Origin of the sequence: Nakamurella alba (assembly GCF_009707545.1) — a bacterium.
Taxonomy (GTDB): domain Bacteria; phylum Actinomycetota; class Actinomycetes; order Mycobacteriales; family Nakamurellaceae; genus Nakamurella; species Nakamurella alba.
Genome location: NZ_WLYK01000003.1, coordinates 1 through 20,929, shown reverse-complemented (window position 1 = coordinate 20,929; position 20,929 = coordinate 1). Strand labels below are relative to the sequence as shown.

Sequence of the window (20,929 nt, the reverse complement as noted above, 5' to 3'; positions counted from 1 at the left end):
TGTTCGTGTTCGTGTTCGTGTTCGTGTTCGTGTTCGTGTTCGTGCTCGTGCTCGTGCGGAGTGGCGGGGTCAGGTCCGGAGCGGGGTGCTCGCCCGAACCACCACCTCCCCGGGGACGGCGGGCAGGGCAGGGCCGTCGAATTCGTCGCCGCGCGGTGGCTCCGGGCCGTCGGCCGGGCCCAGGGCGAGTTCGAGCGCGCGCCGGCCGAGGTGCGCCAGCGGCACCCGGACCGTGGTGAGCGGCGGCTGGATGTCGCGCAAAGTGGTGATGTCGTCGAAGCCGGCGAGTGCCATGTCGCGCGGCACCTCCCAGCCCTGCTCCCGCAGCGCCGCCATCGCGCCGACCGCCATCACGTCGTTGACGGCGAACACCGCCTCGACCTCGATCTCCCGGTCCAGCAGTTCGGTCATCGCGACGTAGCCGCCGTCCCGGGTGAGCTGGGTGCCGATGATGTTCTCGGCAGGGAGATCGTGTCCGCAGTCGGCGAGCCCGGTGCGGAACCCGGAGAGCCGTTCCTCGCTGGTCTGCAGGCTCTCCGGGCCGGAGAGCACGGCGAAGCTGCGGTACCCGAGGGTCCACAGCACCCGGGCGAGACGCCGTGCGCCGCCGAGGTTGTCGAGCAGCACAGCGGGCACGCCCGGCAGCTGCTGGCCGACCGTGGCAACATGCCCGCCGGCCGCCGTGATCTGGCTGATCTCCATCAGCAACCGGCGCTCGGACTCCTCGTCGGTGAACCGCGAGCCGGCCAGGATCACCGTGCGGGCCCGGGCCCGGCGCAGCGCCTCCACGTGCCGGATCTCGGCCGCCGGGTCCCACAGGGTGGAGGCGATGGTGACGATGAGCCCGCGCTCGCCGGCGGCCGCCATCACCCCGGAGGCGATCGCGGCCGCGAACGGGTCGGCGATGTCGTGCACGACGAGGCCGACGGTGGAGGTCGCGCCCCGCGCCATGGCCTGGGCGTTCGCGTTGGGGGAGTAGCGGAGTTCGGTCGCGGCCCGCAGCACCCGGTCGCGCAGGTCGGCGCGCACGGTGCGGTTCGCGGCGCCGTTCAGTGCCCGGGACGCGGTAGCCAGTGACACGCCGGCCACCTTGGCGACATCGGCGAGCGTCACGTGGTCGGCCACCCGGCTCACGTTAGAGCAGACCGTGCCACCCCCACCCGCCGCGGCCACCCCTTCCCGCGATGATCAACTTCGCAGGCGCGTGGTTCCGGGGCGGCAAAGGGACGGGTGGGGCAGGAGTCGACGGTTTCGTACGCGCAGACGATGTTGATCATCGCGGGAACAGGGGGCCAGGCGCTGCCGCTCCGACCGGTCGGGGGTGGGCGGACACGCCCTAAGATCGTCCGCGTGCTGATCCTGGCCCTGGACACGTCGACGCCTGCGGTGACTGCGGCGGTGGCGACCGTGCGCCGGCCGCACGAGGTGGAGATCGGCCCGGACGGGCCCGGGCCGCTGCACGAGCTGCTCGCCGAACGCCTGGAGACCGACGGGCGGCGGCACGTCGAGCAGCTGATCCCGCTGGCGAAACAGACGCTGGGCGACGCCGGCTTCGGCCTGCGCGACGTCGACGCCGTGGTGGTCGGCCTGGGGCCGGGGCCGTTCACCGGCCTGCGGGTGGGCATCGCCACCGCGGCCGCGCTCGGCGACGCCCTCGAGATCCCGGTGCACGGTGTGCCCAGCCACGACGCCGTCGCCGGCGCGCACGCCCCGGCCGCCGGGGAGTTCCTGGTGGTCACCGACGCCCGCCGGCGCGAGGTGTACGCCTCGGCGTACCGCCCGGACGGCCGCCGGATCGTCGGGCCGGAGGTGCTGCCCGCCACCGGGCTCGCCCAGTGGCTCACCGCAGCCGCCGCCGCGCCGGTGCAGGTGATCGGGGCCGGCGCGGAACTCGCGGCCGAGCACTTCGGCCTGCCCGTCGTCCCGGTGCACCGGGAGATCGGCTGGGGGCTGGTCGAGCGCGCCATGCGGGCCCTGCTCACCGGCGCCGTGCCCGGCCCGCTCACCCCGCTCTACCTGCGCAAGCCGGACGCCGTCGAGCCCACCACCCGCAAGTCCGTGCTCGGTCCCGCCGCGCCGGGACAGCGGTGACCGCGCGATGACCCGACCCACTGCCGGCGACGCGCCGGCGCTGCACCCGCTGCGCTGGTGGCAGATCGACCAGCTCGAGCACCTGGAGCAGGTGCTCTTCCCCGGTGACTCGCCGTGGACCTCGGCGATGTTCTTCGCGGAACTGGCCGCCGGGCACCACTACTCGGTCGCGCTGGAGGGCGAGCGGGTCATCGGTTACGCCGGGATCGCGCTGGTCGGGCCGCCGGACGAGCCGGGCGGCGAGGCCGAGGTGCAGACCATCGGCATCGACCCGGAGTTCCAGGGGCGGGGTCTGGGGCGGCAGCTGCTGGCGGACCTGCTCGCGGCGGCACCCGGTCGCCGGGTACTGCTGGAGGTGCGCACGGACAACGTGCCGGCCATCAGCCTGTACGAGTCGGTCGGGTTCGTGCGGCTCGGACTGCGCCGGCACTACTACCAGCCCAGCGGTGCCGATGCCTGGACCATGGAGAAGGCGGTGAAGGCAGCATGAGTGCCCCGACTGGAGCGCCGGTGCTCGGCCCCGGTGCGGTGATCCTCGGGATCGAGTCCTCCTGCGACGAGACCGGCGCCGGTCTGGTCCGGATCACCGACGGCGGGCCGGAGTTGCTCGGCCACGAGCTGGCCTCCAGCCAGGACCTGCACGCCCGGTTCGGCGGGGTGGTGCCGGAGATCGCGTCCCGCGCGCACCTCGAGTCGATGACGGCGACCGTGCGCAGCGCCTTCGACAAGGCCGGCCTGCGGCACCGCGACGTGGACGCCGTCGCGGTCACCAGCGGTCCGGGCCTGGCCGGCGCGCTGCTGGTCGGCATCGCCGCGGCGAAGGCCTACGCGGCGGCCTGGGACGTACCGCTCTTCGGGGTGAACCACCTGGCCGGTCATGTCGCCGCGGACACCCTCGAGCACGGCCCGCTGCCCTCGCCCACCCTGGCGCTGCTGGTCTCCGGCGGGCACACCCAGCTGCTGAAGGTGACCAGCCTCGGCGGTGAGGTGCCCGACGCGATCACCGAGATCGGCACCACCGTCGACGACGCGGCCGGGGAGGCCTACGACAAGGTGGCCCGGCTGCTCGGCCTCGGTTACCCCGGCGGTCCGGTCATCGACAAGCTGGCCGCCGAGGGCGATCCCACCGCGATCCGTTTCCCGCGCGGTCTCACCGGGCCCCGGGACGCGCCCTACGACTTCTCCTTCTCCGGGCTGAAGACCGCGGTCGCCCGCCATGTCGAAGGGCTGCAGCGGGATGGGTTGCCGGTCCCGGTGGCGGACATCTGCGCCTCCTTCCAGGAGGCCGTCGCCGACGTCCTCACCGCCAAGACGGTGCGGGCGGCCACCGATCTCGGCATCGGCACCGTCGTGGTGGCCGGCGGCGTGGCGGCGAACTCCCGCATCCGCGGGCTGTCCGAGGAACGCTGTGCCGCGGCCGGTCTGCAGCTGCGGGTGCCCCGGCCCGGTCTGTGCACGGACAACGGCGCGATGATCGCCGCCGTGGGCGCACACGTCGCGCGGTCCGGGCGGCCGGTGTCGCCGGATGCGCTGGGCGGGGATCCGGGGCTCCCGGTCGGCACCGTCTCCGTGGCCTGACCCACCGCTCCGGTGCTGCCCGGCTCCGGCCGCAGGCCCGACGGCCGGACCGACGGCCCGGCCGGGCAGCGGACCGCACACGGCCGGACACCGGTTCACAGCGGTCTGCCATCGAAGTCCCGTCATCCGGACACCCCCGGCGGTTGAGGTCTGGCACTCTCGTGGTTAGAGTGCCAGTGAACGGTGCAGTGACGGCCCGGCACCCGCGACGACGGGCCGCCCCGGCTCCGTTCGCAGCAACAGGTCCAGCCAGTCATCCAGCTTTCACAAACCCCAGAAGGGGGAGGTCACACCGTGGCGAGCGTGAAGATCCAGCCGCTCGAGGACAAGATCCTCGTCCAGGCCAACGAGGCCGAAACGACGACCGCGTCCGGCATCGTCATCCCCGACACCGCCAAGGAGAAGCCCCAGGAGGGCACCGTCCTGGCCGTCGGACCGGGCCGTGTCGACGACAACGGCAACCGTGTCCCGCTGGACGTCGCCGAGGGCGACGTCGTCATCTACTCGAAGTACGGCGGCACCGAGGTCAAGTACTCGGGTCAGGACTACCTGATCCTGTCGGCACGCGACGTGCTGGCCAAGGTCTCCAAGTGATCGACGGCGGTGGGCCGGCTCGCTGAGCCGGCCCACCGCCTGGTTCTTCCCGCTGCGCCCCGGCCCTTGCACACCGCGGGGCCGGGGCGCAGTCGTGTTCCGGGGCGGTCGCGCCGTCGACGTGCGTGCCCGCCCGGTGCACCCCCAGTCCGTCATAGACCCAGAATCGAGTAGGACATGGCGAAGCAGATCAGCTTCGATACCACCGCGCGCGCTGCCCTGCAGCGGGGCGTGGACCAGCTCGCCGACGCCGTCAAGGTGACCCTCGGGCCCCGCGGCCGGTACGTGGTGCTGGACAAGAAGTTCGGCGGCCCGACCGTCACCAACGACGGCGTAACCATCGCCCGTGACATCGAGCTGGACGACGCGGGGGAGAACCTCGGCGCCCAGCTGGCGAAGACCGCCGCCACCAAGACCAACGACGTGGCCGGCGACGGCACCACCACTGCGACCGTGCTGGCCCAGGCCATGGTCGCCGAGGGCCTGCGCAACGTGACCGCGGGGGCGAACCCGCTGGCGCTGCGCTCGGGCATCATGCAGGCCGCGTCCCGGGTGGGCGAGCTGCTCGACTCCCGGGCCACCCCGGTGGCCGGTGACCAGCAGGCCATCGCCAACGTGGGCACCATCGCCTCGCGCGACGAGCACATCGGCGACCTGCTCGGCCAGGCCCTGTCCAAGGTCGGCGCCGACGGCGTGATCAGCGTCGAGGAGCACGGCGGGCTCGGCATCGAGCTCGAGTACACCGACGGCGTGCAGTTCGACAAGGGTTTCCTGTCGCCGCATTTCGCGACCGACCCGGAGGCCGGCGAGGCCGTCCTGGAGAACCCGCTGATCCTGCTGGTCCGCGACAAGATCTCGGCGCTGGCCGACATCCTGCCGCTGCTGGAGAAGGTCGTCGAGGCCCGCAAGCCGCTGCTGATCATCGCCGAGGACGTCGAGGGCGAGGCCCTGTCGACCCTGGTGGTCAACACGATCCGCAAGACCTTCCAGGTCGTCGCGGTGAAGTCGCCGTTCTTCGGCGACCGGCGCAAGGCGTTCATGCAGGACCTGGCGATCGTCACCGGCGCCGAGGTCGTCTCCCCGGAGGTGGGCCTGAAGCTGTCCGAGGCGGGCCTCGACGTGCTGGGCACCGCCCGTCGCGTCACCGTCACCAAGGACGACACCGTGCTGGTGGACGGCGGCGGTTCGGCCGAGGCGGTCGCCGACCGCTCCGCGCAGATCCGCAAGGAGATCGACTCCACCGACTCCGACTGGGATCGCGAGAAGCTGCAGGAGCGGCTGGCCAAGCTGGCCGGTGGCGTCGCCGTGATCAAGGTCGGCGCGGCCACCGAGACCGAAGCCAAGGAGCGCAAGCACCGCATCGAGGACGCCGTCGCGGCGACCAAGGCGGCCGTGGCCGAGGGGATCATCGCCGGTGGCGGGTCCGCGCTGGTGCACGCCGCCGCCGATCTGGCCGCACTGGAGACCGAGCTGTCGGGCGACGAGGCGCTGGGCGTCGGCATCGTCCGGCGGGCGCTGACCTCCCCGGCGTACTGGATCGCCGCGAACGCCGGCGAAGAGGGTGCTGTCGTGGTCGCGAAGATCGCCGACCTCCCGGTCGGGCACGGCTTCGACGCCGCGTCGCTGACCTACGGGGACCTGACCGCGGCCGGGATCATCGACCCGGTCAAGGTCACCAAGTCGGCGGTGGCGAACGCCGCCTCGATCGCCGGCATGGTCCTCACCACCGAGAGCGCCGTCACCGACATCCCCGAGGCCGCCCCGGCCCCGGCTGCCGGTGGGCACCACGGGCACGCGCACTGACGCCTGACCGGCAGGCCCGTCGGCCGACCGTGCAGGACATCCAGCACCACACCCAGCACCACCCGATGCAGCACTGACGGCATCGGCCAGTAGCACCGCGGAAGGGCGGTCCGGGATCTCCCCGGGCCGCCCTTCCTGCCGTTCCGGGCCCCAGGCCCCGGCGCCTCTGGCCAACGGCGCCTCTGGCCAACGAAACCCCGGGTCACGAAACCCCGGGTCACGAAACCTCGGGCCCACGGCGCCCCCGGCCAGCCCGCGCCCGGCCCATTCGCACCAGCCGACTCGTACGCGCCAGCCGGGCCGTTCGCGCCAGCCGGGCCGTTCGCGCCAGCCGGCCCGTTCTCGCCACCCGATTCGTTCGCGCCACCCGGCCCGTTCGCGCCACCCGACTCGTTCGCGCCTGCCGGCCCGCCACCTGATCCGGGCCCGTACCGACGGACGTGGTTGCACCGGGGGTGGACGCGATCACGGGGAGCGCCCGGCATCCGCGTCCGTGATGTCCCGGCCGGGGCATCGGTCCCACCCGGTCCCCGCTGCGCTCCGTCGATCGGGAACGCCGTTCTGATCACGCAGGGTGAGTGCACGATCGGAGGACCTTGGAACCGGCTCACCTGTCACGCGTCCGTGGAGAGAATCGGTATCTGCGACGGATGTTCGCCCTCCGGTTCCGCACGGAAAGGTGAAAGGGCTGCGCAACGACCTTCCTTCGGCCTACACTGAACGAGTGACAGATGGGTGAACGACTCGAAAGAGTGGCTCATCAGGCGCGGCGCTTGCGGCACGAGGCGCGAACGGCCGAGGCAAGCCGGCCCCGGTCGGTGCGACTGGATCGGATATCCGGCGGCTCGCCGGCCGGGGCATTCGTGCGTCGGGCGACGTGATGTCCAGAACCCGGCAGCGGAGCACTCGGCAGTGAGAGCAGCCAGCGATCAGGGCAGTGAGTGCAGTCGGCAGTGACAGCAGTGACAGCAGTGGGATCGGCAAGCGAGCGCAGTCGGTTGGCCAGGGACCGGACGGGGACACGGGGAAGGCGGTGGACATGGTGCAGCAGCACGGCGCGACGCACGGCGCATCCGGACGTCACCGGCACGCCCCGCCACGCACTCCCGTCAGGACGGTCGCGACACGCGGGTGGGGCCGGTCCGTCCGGACCGGCGGATCAGCTGGCCCGGGCGGCGGTGGTCAGGATCTGCTGACGCTCACCCTCGGACAGCCCGCCCCAGATGCCGTACGGCTCGTGCACCTCGAGGGCGTGCGAGCGGCAGGCGAGCAGCGCCGGGCAGTCCCCGCAGATCGCTTTCGCCCGCGCCTCGCGGCGCGCCCGCGCCGGGCCCCGCTCCCCCTCGGGATGGAAGAAGAAGGCGCTGGACAGCCCGCGACAGGCGGCGTCCAGTTGCCAGTCCCACAGATCCGCGTTCGGACCGGGGAGCCGTCGGGTATCGGCCATCGTGCTGCCCACCTCCACCATGTGCCGGGTGCCGGAGCGGGGGACGGCCGGCGCCCCACGGGTCCCGCACCGCAAGGACTCCGGTGCGGCAGGTTCCGTCGGGTGGCAGCGAGTCGGATCCCCGTTGATTCCGACGTCTTGGTGATCATGACCCTAGTCACATCCCGGCCCGGCGTTCAAGAGCCCGGGTGGGGTGCGAACGGGTGGTGCAACAGTGTGGCCGACGGTCGTCGCTCCGAAGAGCTTTCGGGGGAGTCCACCACCCCTGCCACCACCGGGTGGCTGATCACCCTGTGCCACCGACGATCGGCCGAAGGTATCCCGACTGTGCGCTCCGACGGGAATTTCTGGTCCGATCGGTCACCCATGAGCACGGTCGGACGTGGTTCGTCACACGGACGACTGACCTCTGAACGGAGGTTGTCAGTCGTGCCGAACATTGGGCAATCGGCTGGCTACACTCCGTCAGAACGAGTACGTTATGCGTGTCGGTTTGACCAGATTGCGCAACTTGCTGCAGGTGCAGGAACCCGAACGGGGAACACCCGCCCGGGAGGATCGACAGTCCGGCGCTCCAGCCGGCCCAGAGGGAGAGAACAACAGTGACGAGCGTGCTGATCTGCGACGAGCGCAGGAGCGCTCGTGACGGTCTCAACCGGGTCATGGCCGCGGTGCCGTCGGTGGACACCATCGACGCCGTCGGCAGCGGCGAGGAGCTGCTGAGCCGGTACGGCCGGGAGGCGGCCGACGTCGTCCTCATCGGCACCCAGCGGGCGCTGACCAGTGGCATCGAGGCGACCCGCCGGCTGCTGGCCATCCACCCTTCCGCCGTGGTCATCGTCTTCGGCTCGCCGGACGACACCGCCTCCATCGCCGCAGCGATCGCCTGTGGCGCCCGCGGGTTCCTGCGCTGGGACGCCACCCAGCCGGAGATCGTCGCCGCCCTCGCCGACACGCTGACCAGCCCGCGCATCCCCTTCCCCCGGGACGCGGTGGACGGCCAGGCCCAGCTCACCGAGCGCGAGCTGCAAGTGCTGCGCGGGATGAGCCAGGGGCAGTCCAACGGCGAGATCGGCAAGGAGCTGTTCCTCTCCGAGGACACCATCAAGACCCATGCCCGCCGCCTGTTCCGCAAGCTCGGTGCGCGGGACCGTGCCCAGGCCGTCGCCGTCGGCTTCCGCCGCGGCCTCGTCGCCTGAGCCGGCCGCGCTTCCGGCCGCGTCCACGCGCCCAGCACGCGACGCCCGCCACCCGTAGCGCACGGAAAACACCCGATACAGTGCCGGCGCCGTCCATCTCTCCCGGACGGCGCCGGTTCCGTATGACGGGGGCGGTGACCGGCATCCGGATTGCGGACACCCTTGCTCCGAATGATCCGGACGCCGTTACGATCAGTGATCCCGGGGGCGTGTCGATGACGCGCACCCGATCGGGGCGACCATGACTGCGTCGAGGGGTGTAACGGGTTTACCTGTCCGGACGATGGAAGACGCAGAGAACGAAGTCAGCGCGGGTGCCGCCCCACGCGCCGTTCCGGGCAGCGGCCCGGTCGCGGCGGGCGGGCGGCACGCGGAGCCGGCGGACCAGGCGGGGCGGATCGACCTGTTGGTCGACCGGGCCGTCGAGGGCGAACGCCGGGCGCTGACCGACCTTCTCGCCACGATCCATCCACTGGTGGTGCGCTACTGCCGTGCCCGCCTCTCCGGCGGGCACCGGTCGTTGTCCACCGACGATGACGTCGCCCAGGAGGTGTGCATGGCGGTCATGACGGCTCTTCCCAACTACCGCCGTGACGGACGCCCCTTCCTGGCCTTCGTGTACGGGATCGCCTCGCACAAGGTGGTGGACGCGCACCGCGCCGGTGGCCGGTCGCGCTCGGTCCCGGTGGCCGAGGTGCCCGATCGGCTGACCAACGAGCCGGGTCCGGAGACCCGTGCGATGGCCGGCGCCGCCGCCGCGACGATGGGTCGGCTGCTGGAGATGCTGCCCACCAACCAGCGCGAGATCCTGCGCCTGCGCGTCGCTGTCGGCCTGTCTGCCGAGGAGACCGCGGAGGCCCTGGGGATGACCGCGGGGGCGGTCCGGGTGGCCCAGCACCGTGCGCTCACCAAGCTGCGGGGCATCCTCGACGGCGACCTCGGACTCAGTGAGCAGTTGATCTGATGGGCCGCCACGAGAGCTTCGACCCGCTGGGCGGGTCGCCGTCCGACGACCTCGGCGCGATCGCCTGGGACGACCGCCTGCTCGACGAGATCGCCGCTGCGGCAGCGCTTCCGGCGCAGTCCCGACGGTCGGACCTGGACGCCTCCGATCCGTCGGACGACGATCTGTTCGGCGATGCCGGCCCCTACCTGCCGGTGCAGGCCGACCGCTCCGGTGACGACGCCGACCTGCCCGGTGATCCGCTGACCCAGCTGCTGATGCAGTGGCGCGGCGACCTCCGGGTCGACGACCTGCCGCCGGTCCCCGAGCTCCCCGCCGTGGCCGCACCGGCGCGGATCCGCAAGCAGCGCAGGGGTTTCCGTCCGATGATCGCGGTCGCCGCGGCCATTGCGGCGCTGCTCGTCGGTACTGCGACGGTCGGCTCGCGCACGGCCCATCCGGGCGACGTGCTGTGGCCGCTGGCCAAGATGCTGTGGTCGGACCGGGCCGACTCCGTGGCCGCCCGGGAGTCCGCTCGGATCGCCCTCGACACGGCCGAGACCGCGCTCTACTCCGGCGATCCCACCCGCGCGATCGTCGCGCTCACCTCCGCTTCCGGGGATCTGCAGCGGGTGCAGGAGGAGGACGGCCGGCAGGAACTGGAGACCAAGTACCAGGACCTCTGGACGAAGGCCACCTCCAGCATCGCGTCCACCACCGAGGTCGACGGCGGTCCCGCCGGTACCCCGACCGTTCCTGTCCCGGGCGGCGGCGGCACCTCGGGTGTTGTGACCCCCGGGGCCCCGACCACCGGCAGCACACCGCCGCCGGGGACCGGCGTCAACGTGCCGCCGGGCAGCCCGGCCGGTCCGGGCACGGACCCGGGCAGCGGTGGCACCGACCCCGGGACGGGTGGGGGAGAGCCGCCGACCGGGCCGACCGACCCGGGCACCCCGCCGGGTGGCGGCACCTCGCCCGCACCGGGCACCGGCGGCACGTCGCCGACCGGGCCGACCCAGAATCCCCCGGCGACGACGCCGCCGCCGGCACCGTCCACCACCCCGGACACCGGATCCGGCAGCACCCCGCCGTCCAGCGGCTCCGAGTCCGGCAGCAGTACGCCGCCGTCCAGCAGCTCCGAGTCCGGCAGCGGTAGCAGCACCCCGCCGTCGACGAGTTCGGAGACCCCGCCGGTCACCGACAGCCCGGCCGTGTCCGCCACCGAGCAGCAGCCGACACAGCAGCAGCCCACCCAGCAGCAGCCCACGCAGCAGCAGCCGACCCAGCAGCAGCCCACCCAGCAGCAGACCGGGCCGGTGCAGCAGGACGCGCAGCAGGACTCGACGCCGGGGGTCCAGCACTCCAGCTCGGCGCTGCAGGTCGCGCCCGCCGGCAGCGGGACGACCCTGGCCCAGCAGTCGGTGCAGTCGGAGCAAGCTGTGCAGCAGCGCACCGCGGCCGCCGGAACCGATGCGGTGAGCACCGGCACGTCCACCGGGGACTCCGCGAGCCGGTGACCCCCGGCGGCTCGCCTACGATGGAGCTGCCGATCCGGCGCCACTCGGCGGCCGGGCCGGATGTTCGCAGCACTCGCCGGCGGAAGGCACCCCGATGACCACGACCTCGTTCCCGCCCCTCACCGATCAGGTCGATCCCGAGGAGCCGGTCGTCCCCGACGGTCTGCCGGCGACCACCGTCGACACCCGGGATGCGCCGTCGGACGACAAGTTCTCGCTCATCGGGCTGACCTACGACGACGTCCTGCTGCTGCCGGACGCCTCCGACCTGGTGCCCAGCGAGGCGAACACCGCCACCCGGCTCACCCGGAACGTCTCGCTGAAGATCCCGCTGATCTCCAGCGCGATGGACACCGTCACCGAGTCGCGGATGGCGATCGCGATGGCCCGGCAGGGCGGCATCGGGGTGCTGCACTACAACATGCAGCCGGAGGACCAGGCCACCCAGGTCGAGATCGTCAAGCGGTCCGAGGCCGGGATGATCACCGACCCGATCACCTGCTCGCCCGAGGCCACCATCGCCGAGGCCGACGCCATCTGCGCGACGTACCGCATCTCCGGCGTCCCCGTCACCGACCCGACCGGCCGGCTGGTCGGCATCATCACCAACCGCGACATGCGGTTCGAGGTCGACATGACCCGCCCGGTGCGCGAGGTGATGACCCCGCTGCCGCTGGTCACCGCACCGGTCGGCTGCACCGGCGAGGTGGCGCTGGGCCTGCTGCGCAAGCACAAGATCGAGAAGCTGCCGCTGGTCGACGCCGACGGGAAGCTGCGCGGGCTGATCACCGTCAAGGACTTCACCAAGACCGAGCAGTACCCGAACGCCACCAAGGACGCCGACGGGCGGCTGCTGGTCGCCGCCGCGGTCAGCGTGAACGAGGCCGCCTACCTCCGGGCGATGGGCCTGGTCGACGCCGGGGTCGACGTGATCGTCGTCGACACCGCGCACGGCCACTCCCGGGCCGTCGCCGACCAGGTCGCCCGGCTGCAGCGCGAGGTCGGGCACAAGGTCGACATCGTCGGCGGCAACGTCGCCACCCGCGCCGGCGCCCAGGCGCTGATCGACGCCGGGGCGGACGCGGTCAAGGTCGGGGTCGGCCCCGGTTCGATCTGCACCACCCGCGTGGTCACCGGCATCGGCGTCCCGCAGGTCACCGCCATCCACGAGGCCGCCAAGGCCTGCCGCCCGGCCGGGGTGCCGCTGATCGGCGACGGCGGCCTGCAATACTCCGGCGACATCGCGAAGGCGATGGCCTGCGGCGCCGACACCGTCATGCTCGGGTCGCTGCTGGCCGGCGTGTCCGAGTCGCCGGGCGAGCTGATCTTCGTGTCCGGCAAGCAGTACAAGGCCTATCGCGGCATGGGCTCGCTGGGCGCGATGAAGTCGCGCGGGCAGAGCAAGGGCTACTCCAAGGGGCGGTACGGGCAGGACGACGTGCTCTCCGACGACAAGCTGGTCCCCGAGGGCATCGAGGGCCGGGTGCCCTACCGCGGCAAGCTGTCCGACGTCACCCACCAGTTGGTCGGCGGACTCCGCGCGGCCATGGGCTACACCGGTTCGCACACCATCGCCGAGCTGCAGCACGCCAAGCTGGTGCGGATCACCTCGGCGGGGCTCAAGGAGTCGCACCCGCACGACATCACCATCACCACCGAGGCGCCCAACTACTTCGACCGCTGACGGGTCGCCGTCGGGGTTGGTCGGCGGGCACCGCGTGGTACGGGATGATGATGCGCGCCGTCCCGGCGCCTGTCCGGAACGCGGCAGCGGTTGGGCAGCACGGTGCAGTGTCGAGGCAGCACAGTGATCGGTGAGGAAGTGGGCCACGGATGAACGAGACCGTCGAGATCGGCATGGGCCGGACCGCCCGCCGGGCGTACGGCCTGGACGAGATCGCGATCGTGCCGTCCCGGCGCACCCGCTCGTCGTCGCAGGTGTCCACGTCCTGGCAGATCGACGCCTACCGGTTCGAGATCCCGCTGCTCACCCAGCCCACCGATGCGGTGTCCTCGCCGTCGGTGGTCACCGCGGTCAACGCGATGGGCGGCCTCGGGGTGCTGGACGCAGAGGGTCTCTGGGCCCGGCACCACGACCCGGCCCGGGTGCTCGAGGGGATCCTCGAGGCCGGCTCCGGTGCGGACGGGTTCGACGAACAGGCCGTGGCCACGGCGCTGCGGTCCGCGTATTCGGTGCCGGTCGACCAGGACCTGCTGACCGAGGCGATCGGGACCATCAAGAAGGGCGTCGGCACCGTCGCCGTCCGGGTCTCGCCGCAGAACGCCGCGACCCTGGCGCCGATCGCGATCGCCGCGGGCGTCGAGCTGCTGATCATCCTCGGCACCATCGTCTCCGCCGAGCACGTGCAGCCCGACGGGCAGGCGCTCAATCTCAAGTCCTTCATCGCCGACCTGGACGTGCCGGTGATCGTCGGCGGCGCCACGAACTACCAGACCGCAACGCACCTGATGCGGACCGGAGCGGCCGGCGTCGTCGTCGGGACCGGCGGCGGCGTGCAGTCCAGCACCGACGCGGTGCTGGGCATCGAGGTGCCGATGGCCACCGCGATCGCCGACGCCGCTGCTGCCCGGCGGTCCTACCTGGACGAGACCGGCGGTCGCTACGTGCATGTCATCGCCTCCGGTGACATCAACACCAGCTCCGACATCGCCAAGGCCATCGCCTGCGGCGCCGACGCCGTGATGCTGGGGGAGCCGCTGGCCGAGGCGCAGGAGTCCCCGGTCGAGGGTTGGTACTGGCCGACCACCGCGGCGCACCCGGTGCTGCCGCGCGGTTTCGCCGGACCCTGCGGCACCGCCACGGTGCCGTTGGAGGAGCTGCTGCTCGGTCCCACCTCGTGGGCGGACGGCACCACGAACCTGTTCGGGGCGCTGCGCCGGGCGATGGCGAAGGCCGGCTACTCCGACCTCAAGGAGTTCCAGAAGGTCGGGCTCGCGCTGGTCCGCTGATCCGGGGCGCGTCGGCAGGACCGGCGCTGCGGTAGTCGCGTGGCGACCGGCCGAACTCCCGGCGGAACGCGGTGCTGAAGGCGAAAGGGTCGCTGAACCCCGCCGCTGCGGCGACCGCTCCGACCGGATCGGTGGAGTGCCGGAGCCGATCCGCGGCGAGGTCCAGCCGCCACCGCCGGAGGTGCGCCATCGGTGACGTGCCGAGCACGGCGGCGAAGCGGCGGGACAGGGTCGCCCGGGACACGTGGGCCGTCGCCGCGAGCGAGGCCACCGACCACTCCGCGGCCGGATCGGCGGACATCGCAGCCAGTGCCGGCCCGAGCACGGGATCCTCCTGGGCCTGCCACCAGGTCGGGACAGTCGCCCCGGGGCGCTGCCAGTGGTGGCGGAGGGCGGCGATCAGGACGAGATCCGCGAGCCGGTCGAGCACCGCCGTGCGTCCCGGGCTGGTCGCGGCCATCTCGGTGGCCAGCAGTCGCAAGAGCGCCGGCAGCTCGCCGTCCGACCCGGCTGACCCGTCGGACCTGCCGGATCTGTCGGCACCGGCGGCTGTGTCGGCTGTGTCGGCACGGTGGGTGCGGATCACGGTGCCGGGGGGCAGTGAACCCACCAGTCGGCCGCTGACCTGCCCGGGCAGCTCCCAGGTAGCGGTGAGCAGCACGGTGCTGCCGGCCGGGTCGTTGCCCCAGTCGGTGTGACCGGGGCCGAGAAAGGTGACCGGCGGCCGCCCGGGCAGCGTCCGGCACACCTGCCCGGGTTCGACCACCGCGTCCACCTCCGACGTCTCGGCATCGGTGAGATCGAGATCCGCTGCAGCGGCGGTGATCAGGACGTCGCCCGGCCCGAGACGGACCGGAGCGTGGTCGATCCCGGATACCACCACGGTCCCGGCGGCCACCACCACCAGTCCGAGGGTGGCGTGATCCGCGAGCCGGATGCCCCAGGGCGGGGTGAAGACGCACCGCAACAGGAACGGCCGGCGGGCGGCATGCCCGTCCAGGACCGCGGTGATGGTGTCCACGTCGGTCTCCTGTCGTCCGGGCCCGATCCCGGGAGTGCGAGATTCCCGCCGGTGAGATTCCGCGGGTCAGGCTCCGTTGCCGAAATTCATGCTGCTGAGACCCAAGCAGCTGAGACTCCAGCCGCAGAGACCCAAGTTGGTGAAACCTTCATGGGGGCGTGGGTGAGAGTTTCACCGAGGTTTCTGCGTGTCTACCCCATGGATCGTCTCACCGAGGACCGGCAGGCTCAAGAGCATGAGCACAATTCTCACAGCACTGAACGCCACGACCGCGGTGAGCTGCGCCGTGCTCGGCGGATCGTTCTTCGTCTTCTCCAGCACGGTGATGCCGGCGCTCGGCAGGCTGCCGGACGCCGAGGGGCTGCGCGCGATGCAGCGGATCAACGAGCTGGCGCCGCGCAGCCTGCTGATGCTGCCGCTCGCCGGAGCCGCGCTCGTCGGGGCCGCGGCAGCGATCACGGCAGGTCTCGACGGCACGGCACCAGGTCGGATCGCGGCGATCATCGGCGGTGCCTGCGGACTCGCCTCCGGGCTGATCACCGCGAGCTACCACGTGCCCCGCAACAACGCCCTCGGCCGGATGTCCGACGACGCAACGGGTCTCGCCGCTTGGCGGCGCTACCGGCCGGGATGGACCCGGTGGAACTCGGCGCGGGCCGCGGTGGCAGTGGCGGGCGCCGTGGCCTCAGGGATGGCCGCGCTGTCGTGAGTCGGGCCGCTCAGAGCCAGCCCTTGCGGCGGAACAGCAGGTACAGGACCAGGACCGCGACCAGCACCACGACGACCGAGACGACCACCCCCGTGGTGGTGCCGTAGCCGGGGTACGGGACGTTCATGCCCATGAAGCCGGTGACGAAGGTGGGCACGGCGATGATCGCGGCCCAGCCGGCCAACTTCTTCATCACCGTGTTCAGCCGGACATCGGCCAGCGACAGGTTCGTCTCGTAGACCGAGGCCAGCACCTCCCGCATCGCGTCGGCGCCGCCGGCGTTGTGTGCGGCGTGGTCGGCGACATCCGCGAACTCCCGGGCACTCCGGGTCCCGAGCAGGGTCTCGGCGGCGTCGGTGGGGTCGTCGCCGTCACGCCGGGCCGCGGCGGTGGCCAGGTCGGAGGTGATCGAGCGCAGCGGCACGGCGACCCGACGGAACCGGGTCACCGAGCGACGGAGGCGGAAGGCGGTCAACTGCTCCTGCTTGCCCAGCGGCCGGTCGTCGAAGAGCTGGTCCGACAGTTCGTCGACCGCATCCTCCATCTCCGCGAGCACGGCGGTGTCGTCGTCGACGAGCCGGTCGATGATCATGTGCAGCACGGCCGGGACCCCGTCGGTGAGTACAGCATCGGTCCCGGACCGCAGGTGCTTCTCGAGGTCGTCCGCGACGTCCGGGTCGACCAGCAGGACCACGGTCCGCGGTCCGGCCAGGATCGAGACCCGGGTCTTGGTGAGATCCCCGGTGGCGGCGTCGAAGACGTGGTGCGGCAGCACCGCCACCATGGTCCCGCCGACCCAGTCCAGCTTCACCGACTCGTCGTCCCCCAGCACGTCCTCCACGCCCAGTGCGTCGACCTGCAGGAAGTCGACTGCCGAGGCCAGGGCACCGGTCTGCTCGCGGGGGAGCAGTGCCCAGGCCATGGCGGTGTGGTCGGCGCGCAGGGTGGAGGCCACCGTCGGCTGGGACGGGTGCTCGTCGAGCACGGCGCCGTCGCGCCAGAGGAAGGCCCGGAAGTCCGGACCGGCGGCACTGCCGGTCACGTCGTCAGCGCCGTTGCCGGTCGTGGCCCCGCCGTTGGCGGTGCCCGTGCCCGTGCCCGTGCCCGAGCCCGAGGCCGAGTCGCCGCCACCAGTGACGCTGCTGCCGGAACTGGTGTTGCCGGAACTGGTGCTGCCGGAACTAGTGCTGCCGGAACCGTCGGTCCGCGTACTGGTCACGGCTTCCATCATGGACTCGCGCAGGGCGGAGCCGGTGGCGACACCGGAACGGCCGCGCGGCCCGGTCGCCCAGCGGGCATGTTCTAAGGTGAGCCCAGCAATCGCGATGCTCGAAGTTGCTCTCATTCGCCGGACTACGAGCAGGGTCAAGCATTCATGGGTCAGGATCGAGCAGTCGCTCGGGAGGTGGCGGGAACGCCACCCCATCGCCGAGGCTCAGGTCAGGGACGAGCGATTGTTCGTACGACGTAGCGTCGTCACGCAGGGCATCACAGTGCAGAGCAGGCTGGGCGGACACGGAACGGAAGGTGTGCCGGTGACCGGGGACCGGGTCGTCGCCGTCGACATCGGCGGGACGTCGATCAAGGGCGCCGTTGCGGTCCGGGTCGACGGCGGTGTGGAGCTCGTGGGTCCGTCGGTGCGGCGCGCCACGCGGGCCGTCGACGGGCCGCAGGCCGTGCTGGAGGCGGTGCTGTCGGTGCTGACCGAACTCCAGGGACAGGCGCCGGACGTCGTTGCGGCCGGCGTCGGAGTGGCCGGGACCGTCGATGCGGCAGCAGGTCTCGTCCGGTTCTCGGCCAACCTCGGCTGGCGCGACCTGCCGCTCGCCGGGATCGCCGCGCAGCACACCGGACTGCCGATCGTGCTCGGTCACGACGTGCGCAGCGCCGCCCTCGCCGAGGCCAGGCTGGGTGCAGGTCGGGACGAGAACTTCGTCTGGTTCGTCTCTCTCGGCACAGGTATCGCCGGCGGGCTGATCACGGCCGGACAGGTCGATCCCGGTGCCACCGGCCAGGCCGGGGAGTTCGGGCACATCGTGGTCGACCCCGGCGGTGACCCCTGCGGCTGCGGCAACCGGGGGTGTCTGGAGACGTTGGCGTCGGCGTCCAGGGTGGCCGCTCGGTACCGGGCGCTCACCGGCGTCGACACCGGCGCCGCCGAGGTGGCCGCCGCCATGCGCGCGGGAGACGCGGCGGCACAGCAGATCTGGGACGACGCCGCAGAGGCGCTCGGGGCCGGGTTGGCGACGGTGACCGCTCTGCTGGACCCAGGTGTGGTGGTGCTGGGCGGAGGGCTCGCGCTGGCCGGCGACCTGCTGCGGGATCCGGTGGCGACCGCCCTGGCGCAGCGCCTCACCTTCCGCAGGCCGCCGCCGGTGCGGGTGACCACTCTGGGCGACCAGGCCGGACTGCTCGGCGTCGCGCTCGCTGCCTTCGACGACCTCGACGTCGACCGGTCGGCACCCGATCCGGCCAGGGGTGCTGCGGTCGGCTCCGACGGCAGCGCCGCCGATCCGGCCACGGGCGCTGCGGTCGCCGCCGTCGGGTCCGCGGCCGATCCGGCCAGGGGCACTGCGGACCCCGCCGTCGGGTCCGCCGCTGAGGCCACGTCGTGAAAGGAACACCGAGTCGACTGGTCCTGACCAGCCACTGCATCGTCACTCCGGAGGGCCCGGTCGACGGCTGGCTGTCGGTGAAAGGCGGGGTGATCGACGGACTCGGGCCGGGCCGGCCCCCCGCGGTGTCGAGCAACGACGAGGTACTGCACCTGTCCGGCCGCCTGTTGCCCGGATTCATCGACCTGCACGTGCACGGCGCCGGCGGTGCGTCCTTCGACGACGGCGCTGCGCAGATCCACGATGCGGTGGCGGTGCACCGGAGTCACGGCACCACCGGCACTCTCGTGTCGCTGGTGACGGCGCCGCTGTCGGATCTGCGCATCGCGATCGCCGCGGCCGGAGCGGCCGCCGCGGCCGACCCGCGGATCCTCGGACTGCATCTCGAGGGCCCGTTCCTCTCGCCCGACCGGGCAGGTGTGCACGAGCCCACCGCCCTGATCCACCCGACACCGGCGGCGGTGGACCAGCTGCTCGAGGCAGGGGAGGGGCGGATCCGGGCGGTCACGGTGGCGCCCGAACTTCCCGGCGGAGCAGCGGCGGTCCGGCAGCTCGTGGTCGCCCGGGTGCATGCTGCGATCGGTCATTCCGACGCCGGGTACGACGTCGCGCGGGCGGCCTTCGACGACGGCGCGGACCTGGTCACCCACGCGTTCAACGCCATGCGGCCACTGCACCACCGGGACCCGGCGATCGTCGGGGCCGCCGCCGATGCCGGGGACGTGGTGCTGGAGGTGATCAACGACGGTGTGCACCTGCACCCCGGCACCGTGCGGCTGCTGCAGACGCTCGCCCCGGACCGGATCGCGCTGATCACCGATGCGATGGCCGCAGCGGGCGGTTCCGACGGGTGCTACCACCTGGGCCGGGCCGAGGTGTCCGTCGAGGCCGGGGTCGCACGGCTGACCTCCGGGCCGGCAGTGGGTGCCATCGCCGGTTCGACGCTGACGATGGACGCCGCCCTGCGCCATGCCGTGTGCGAGGTCGGTGTCGACCTCACCGCTGCTGCCGCTGCGGCGTCGACGGTGCCCGCCCGGCTGCTGGGGCTGGACGGTTCGATCGGCGCGCTCGCTGTCGGGCTCCGGGCCGACGTCGTCGTCATGGACGACGATCTCGCAATCGAAGCGGTGCTGCTGGACGGTGCCTGGGCGGACGACCGCCGACCGCGAACCCGGCAGGACTGAGCACCGTGCTGCGGTGATGTCGCAGGGCGGGTCGGACGGCGGCCCGCCCGCGGTCCGGCCGGCCCGGGATCGGTCTGCGCCAGGGCGTGACGAGGGTGCTCCGGTACGAGGTGATGTCGGCGCGGGGTGATGGGTGATGTGGCACAAGTGATCCGGCGCGGTTGGACATGGCACGGATGACCCGGTGCGGGTGAATCGGCGCGCGGAGATTGGGCACCGGTGATCTGCCACTGGTGACCCGGCGCGGTCGGCAGGCAGTCATCGAGCGGGCCCGGGGATCCGCGGCGACGAGTCCGGTCGGGCCCCGCGGAATTCACCCGGAGGAGTCCGTGGACGATCCGCGGCGTGACGCCGGGCGGCCGTCGGTCACCGCACGTGCACGTTCGGCGGCCCGCCACGGAGCGTCACCGTGTCGCGGTCGGGTGGCCCGGTCCACTTCCAGGTGTGACCGCTGCCGAGGGTGATCGCCGCACGTGACGGGGCCGCGCGAGGGTCGCGTGAGAGGTGACGGGGAGTTGCGTCTCCTCACTGTCAGCGACAGAAGCCCTGCTCCACCCGAGACCTCAAGGCAGCGAAAACGATGTTCTCCTCCATCACCACGGCAGCCCCGGACCGCCGGACCATGCGCACCGTCGTCCGCGGCGTGCTGGCCACCACCCTGGCCGCCGTCACCCTCGCGGCCACCGCGACGGTCGCCTCCGCCACGACCACCGCCGGCCCCCGGACCCTCTCGGTGTCGCCGACCGGCGCCGGCAAGACCTGCACGGTGGAGGCGCCGTGTGCGCTGACCACCGCGGTCTCGTCCGCCGTCGGTGGCGACACCATCGAACTGGCCGGCGGTTCCTACGGCAACATCGACGTCCGCGGCGGCAAGGCCACCACCACCGCCCCGGTCACCGTCCGCCCCGCCACCGGCGCCACCGCCACCTTCGGCCGCCTGGGCACCTACGCCCCCAACCTGGTGTGGAAGAACGTCACCGTCACCATCACCTTCTACATCTACTCCACCGCCACCGGCACCACCGTCGACGGCGCCCTGCTCGACGGCGGCGGCATGTTCCTGCGCTCCAACAACGTCACCGTCCGCAACTCCGAGTTCCGCGACGGCTCCTCACTCGACGGCATCCAGATCTCCCGCGCCACCAACGTTCTCGTGGAGAACAACTACGTCCACGACTACAACCAGACCAAGGGCGGCTCCACCGGCTACCACGCCGACTGCATCCAGATCTACGACGCCAACAAGATCACCCTGCGC

Annotated in this window: 17 protein-coding genes and 1 pseudogene; 14 read left to right on the top strand and 4 right to left on the bottom strand. The window is 72.4% G+C overall.

Features of this window, described 5'->3' with window-relative positions; genetic code table 11:
* Positions 1–69: 69 nt before the first annotated feature.
* Positions 70–1,125, bottom strand: a complete 1,056-nt coding sequence (locus tag GIS00_RS10330) for a LacI family DNA-binding transcriptional regulator (RefSeq protein ID WP_322097814.1) — start codon at positions 1,123–1,125, stop codon at positions 70–72.
* A gap of 225 nt (positions 1,126–1,350) precedes the next feature.
* Here GIS00_RS10330 and tsaB point away from each other — a divergent pair, with 225 nt between their 5' ends.
* From tsaB to groL, 5 genes are all read left to right on the top strand, one after another.
* Positions 1,351–2,091 carry a tRNA (adenosine(37)-N6)-threonylcarbamoyltransferase complex dimerization subunit type 1 TsaB gene (gene tsaB / locus GIS00_RS10325; RefSeq protein ID WP_322097813.1) on the top strand — a complete coding sequence of 247 codons (741 nt, stop codon included), beginning with the start codon at positions 1,351–1,353 and terminating at the stop codon, positions 2,089–2,091.
* Positions 2,092–2,098: 7 nt separating this feature from the next.
* On the top strand, positions 2,099–2,581 hold the full coding sequence (gene rimI / locus GIS00_RS10320; protein WP_154768391.1) for a ribosomal protein S18-alanine N-acetyltransferase: 483 nt from the start codon (positions 2,099–2,101) through the stop codon (positions 2,579–2,581).
* Positions 2,578–3,669: a tRNA (adenosine(37)-N6)-threonylcarbamoyltransferase complex transferase subunit TsaD gene (gene tsaD, locus GIS00_RS10315; protein ID WP_154768390.1), complete on the top strand. Its 1,092-nt coding sequence runs from the start codon at positions 2,578–2,580 to the stop codon at positions 3,667–3,669. The genes rimI and tsaD overlap by 4 nt, the downstream gene beginning before the upstream one ends.
* A gap of 294 nt (positions 3,670–3,963) precedes the next feature.
* Complete coding sequence (groES, locus tag GIS00_RS10310; protein WP_407666833.1) at positions 3,964–4,263, top strand: co-chaperone GroES; 300 nt, start codon at positions 3,964–3,966, stop codon at positions 4,261–4,263.
* 177 nt (positions 4,264–4,440) lie between these two features.
* The gene (gene groL, locus GIS00_RS10305; protein ID WP_154768389.1) at positions 4,441–6,066 is read left to right on the top strand and encodes a chaperonin GroEL; all 1,626 of its coding nucleotides are present in this window, start codon (positions 4,441–4,443) and stop codon (positions 6,064–6,066) included.
* 1,159 nt (positions 6,067–7,225) lie between these two features.
* Here groL and GIS00_RS10300 read toward each other — a convergent pair.
* Positions 7,226–7,513, bottom strand: a complete 288-nt coding sequence (locus GIS00_RS10300) for a WhiB family transcriptional regulator (protein WP_154768388.1) — start codon at positions 7,511–7,513, stop codon at positions 7,226–7,228.
* A gap of 602 nt (positions 7,514–8,115) precedes the next feature.
* On the opposite strand from GIS00_RS10300, the gene GIS00_RS10295 reads away from it, so the two are divergent.
* The 5 genes from GIS00_RS10295 to GIS00_RS10275 all read left to right on the top strand — a co-directional run bounded on the left by GIS00_RS10295 (position 8,116) and on the right by GIS00_RS10275 (position 14,142).
* On the top strand, positions 8,116–8,712 hold the full coding sequence (locus tag GIS00_RS10295) for a response regulator transcription factor (RefSeq protein WP_322097811.1): 597 nt from the start codon (positions 8,116–8,118) through the stop codon (positions 8,710–8,712).
* A gap of 283 nt (positions 8,713–8,995) precedes the next feature.
* Positions 8,996–9,676, top strand: coding sequence for an RNA polymerase sigma factor ShbA (shbA, locus tag GIS00_RS10290; RefSeq protein ID WP_154768387.1), 681 nt, complete (start codon positions 8,996–8,998; stop codon positions 9,674–9,676).
* The gene (locus tag GIS00_RS10285; RefSeq protein ID WP_154768386.1) at positions 9,676–11,172 is read left to right on the top strand and encodes a hypothetical protein; all 1,497 of its coding nucleotides are present in this window, start codon (positions 9,676–9,678) and stop codon (positions 11,170–11,172) included. Before shbA ends, GIS00_RS10285 begins: the two co-directional genes overlap by 1 nt.
* A 94-nt stretch (positions 11,173–11,266) precedes the next feature.
* The gene (gene guaB / locus GIS00_RS10280) at positions 11,267–12,856 is read left to right on the top strand and encodes an IMP dehydrogenase (RefSeq protein WP_154768385.1); all 1,590 of its coding nucleotides are present in this window, start codon (positions 11,267–11,269) and stop codon (positions 12,854–12,856) included.
* A gap of 149 nt (positions 12,857–13,005) precedes the next feature.
* Positions 13,006–14,142 carry a GuaB3 family IMP dehydrogenase-related protein gene (locus GIS00_RS10275; protein WP_154768384.1) on the top strand — a complete coding sequence of 379 codons (1,137 nt, stop codon included), beginning with the start codon at positions 13,006–13,008 and terminating at the stop codon, positions 14,140–14,142.
* Here GIS00_RS10275 and GIS00_RS28920 read toward each other — a convergent pair.
* A complete protein-coding gene (locus GIS00_RS28920) occupies positions 14,102–15,163 on the bottom strand; it encodes an AraC family transcriptional regulator (RefSeq protein WP_154768383.1) in 1,062 nt (353 codons plus the stop codon). The genes GIS00_RS10275 and GIS00_RS28920 overlap by 41 nt on opposite strands.
* A gap of 235 nt (positions 15,164–15,398) precedes the next feature.
* Here GIS00_RS28920 and GIS00_RS10265 point away from each other — a divergent pair, with 235 nt between their 5' ends.
* Positions 15,399–15,872 carry an anthrone oxygenase family protein gene (locus tag GIS00_RS10265; protein WP_154768382.1) on the top strand — a complete coding sequence of 158 codons (474 nt, stop codon included), beginning with the start codon at positions 15,399–15,401 and terminating at the stop codon, positions 15,870–15,872.
* A gap of 10 nt (positions 15,873–15,882) precedes the next feature.
* Here GIS00_RS10265 and GIS00_RS10260 read toward each other — a convergent pair whose 3' ends face one another.
* Entirely contained in the window at positions 15,883–17,091 is a 1,209-nt protein-coding gene (locus tag GIS00_RS10260; protein WP_196073223.1) for a CorA family divalent cation transporter, read from the bottom strand.
* A gap of 286 nt (positions 17,092–17,377) precedes the next feature.
* On the opposite strand from GIS00_RS10260, the pseudogene GIS00_RS10255 reads away from it, so the two are divergent.
* The 3 genes and pseudogenes from GIS00_RS10255 to GIS00_RS10245 form a co-directional block, all read left to right on the top strand.
* A pseudogene (locus GIS00_RS10255) lies at positions 17,378–18,319 on the top strand (ROK family protein); the annotation flags it as partial.
* 164 nt (positions 18,320–18,483) lie between these two features.
* Positions 18,484–19,671 carry an N-acetylglucosamine-6-phosphate deacetylase gene (nagA, locus tag GIS00_RS10250; protein WP_322097809.1) on the top strand — a complete coding sequence of 396 codons (1,188 nt, stop codon included), beginning with the start codon at positions 18,484–18,486 and terminating at the stop codon, positions 19,669–19,671.
* Between the two features lie 580 nt (positions 19,672–20,251).
* Positions 20,252–20,929: right-handed parallel beta-helix repeat-containing protein (locus GIS00_RS10245; protein WP_196073222.1), on the top strand; the 678-nt coding region annotated here is incomplete at its 3' end.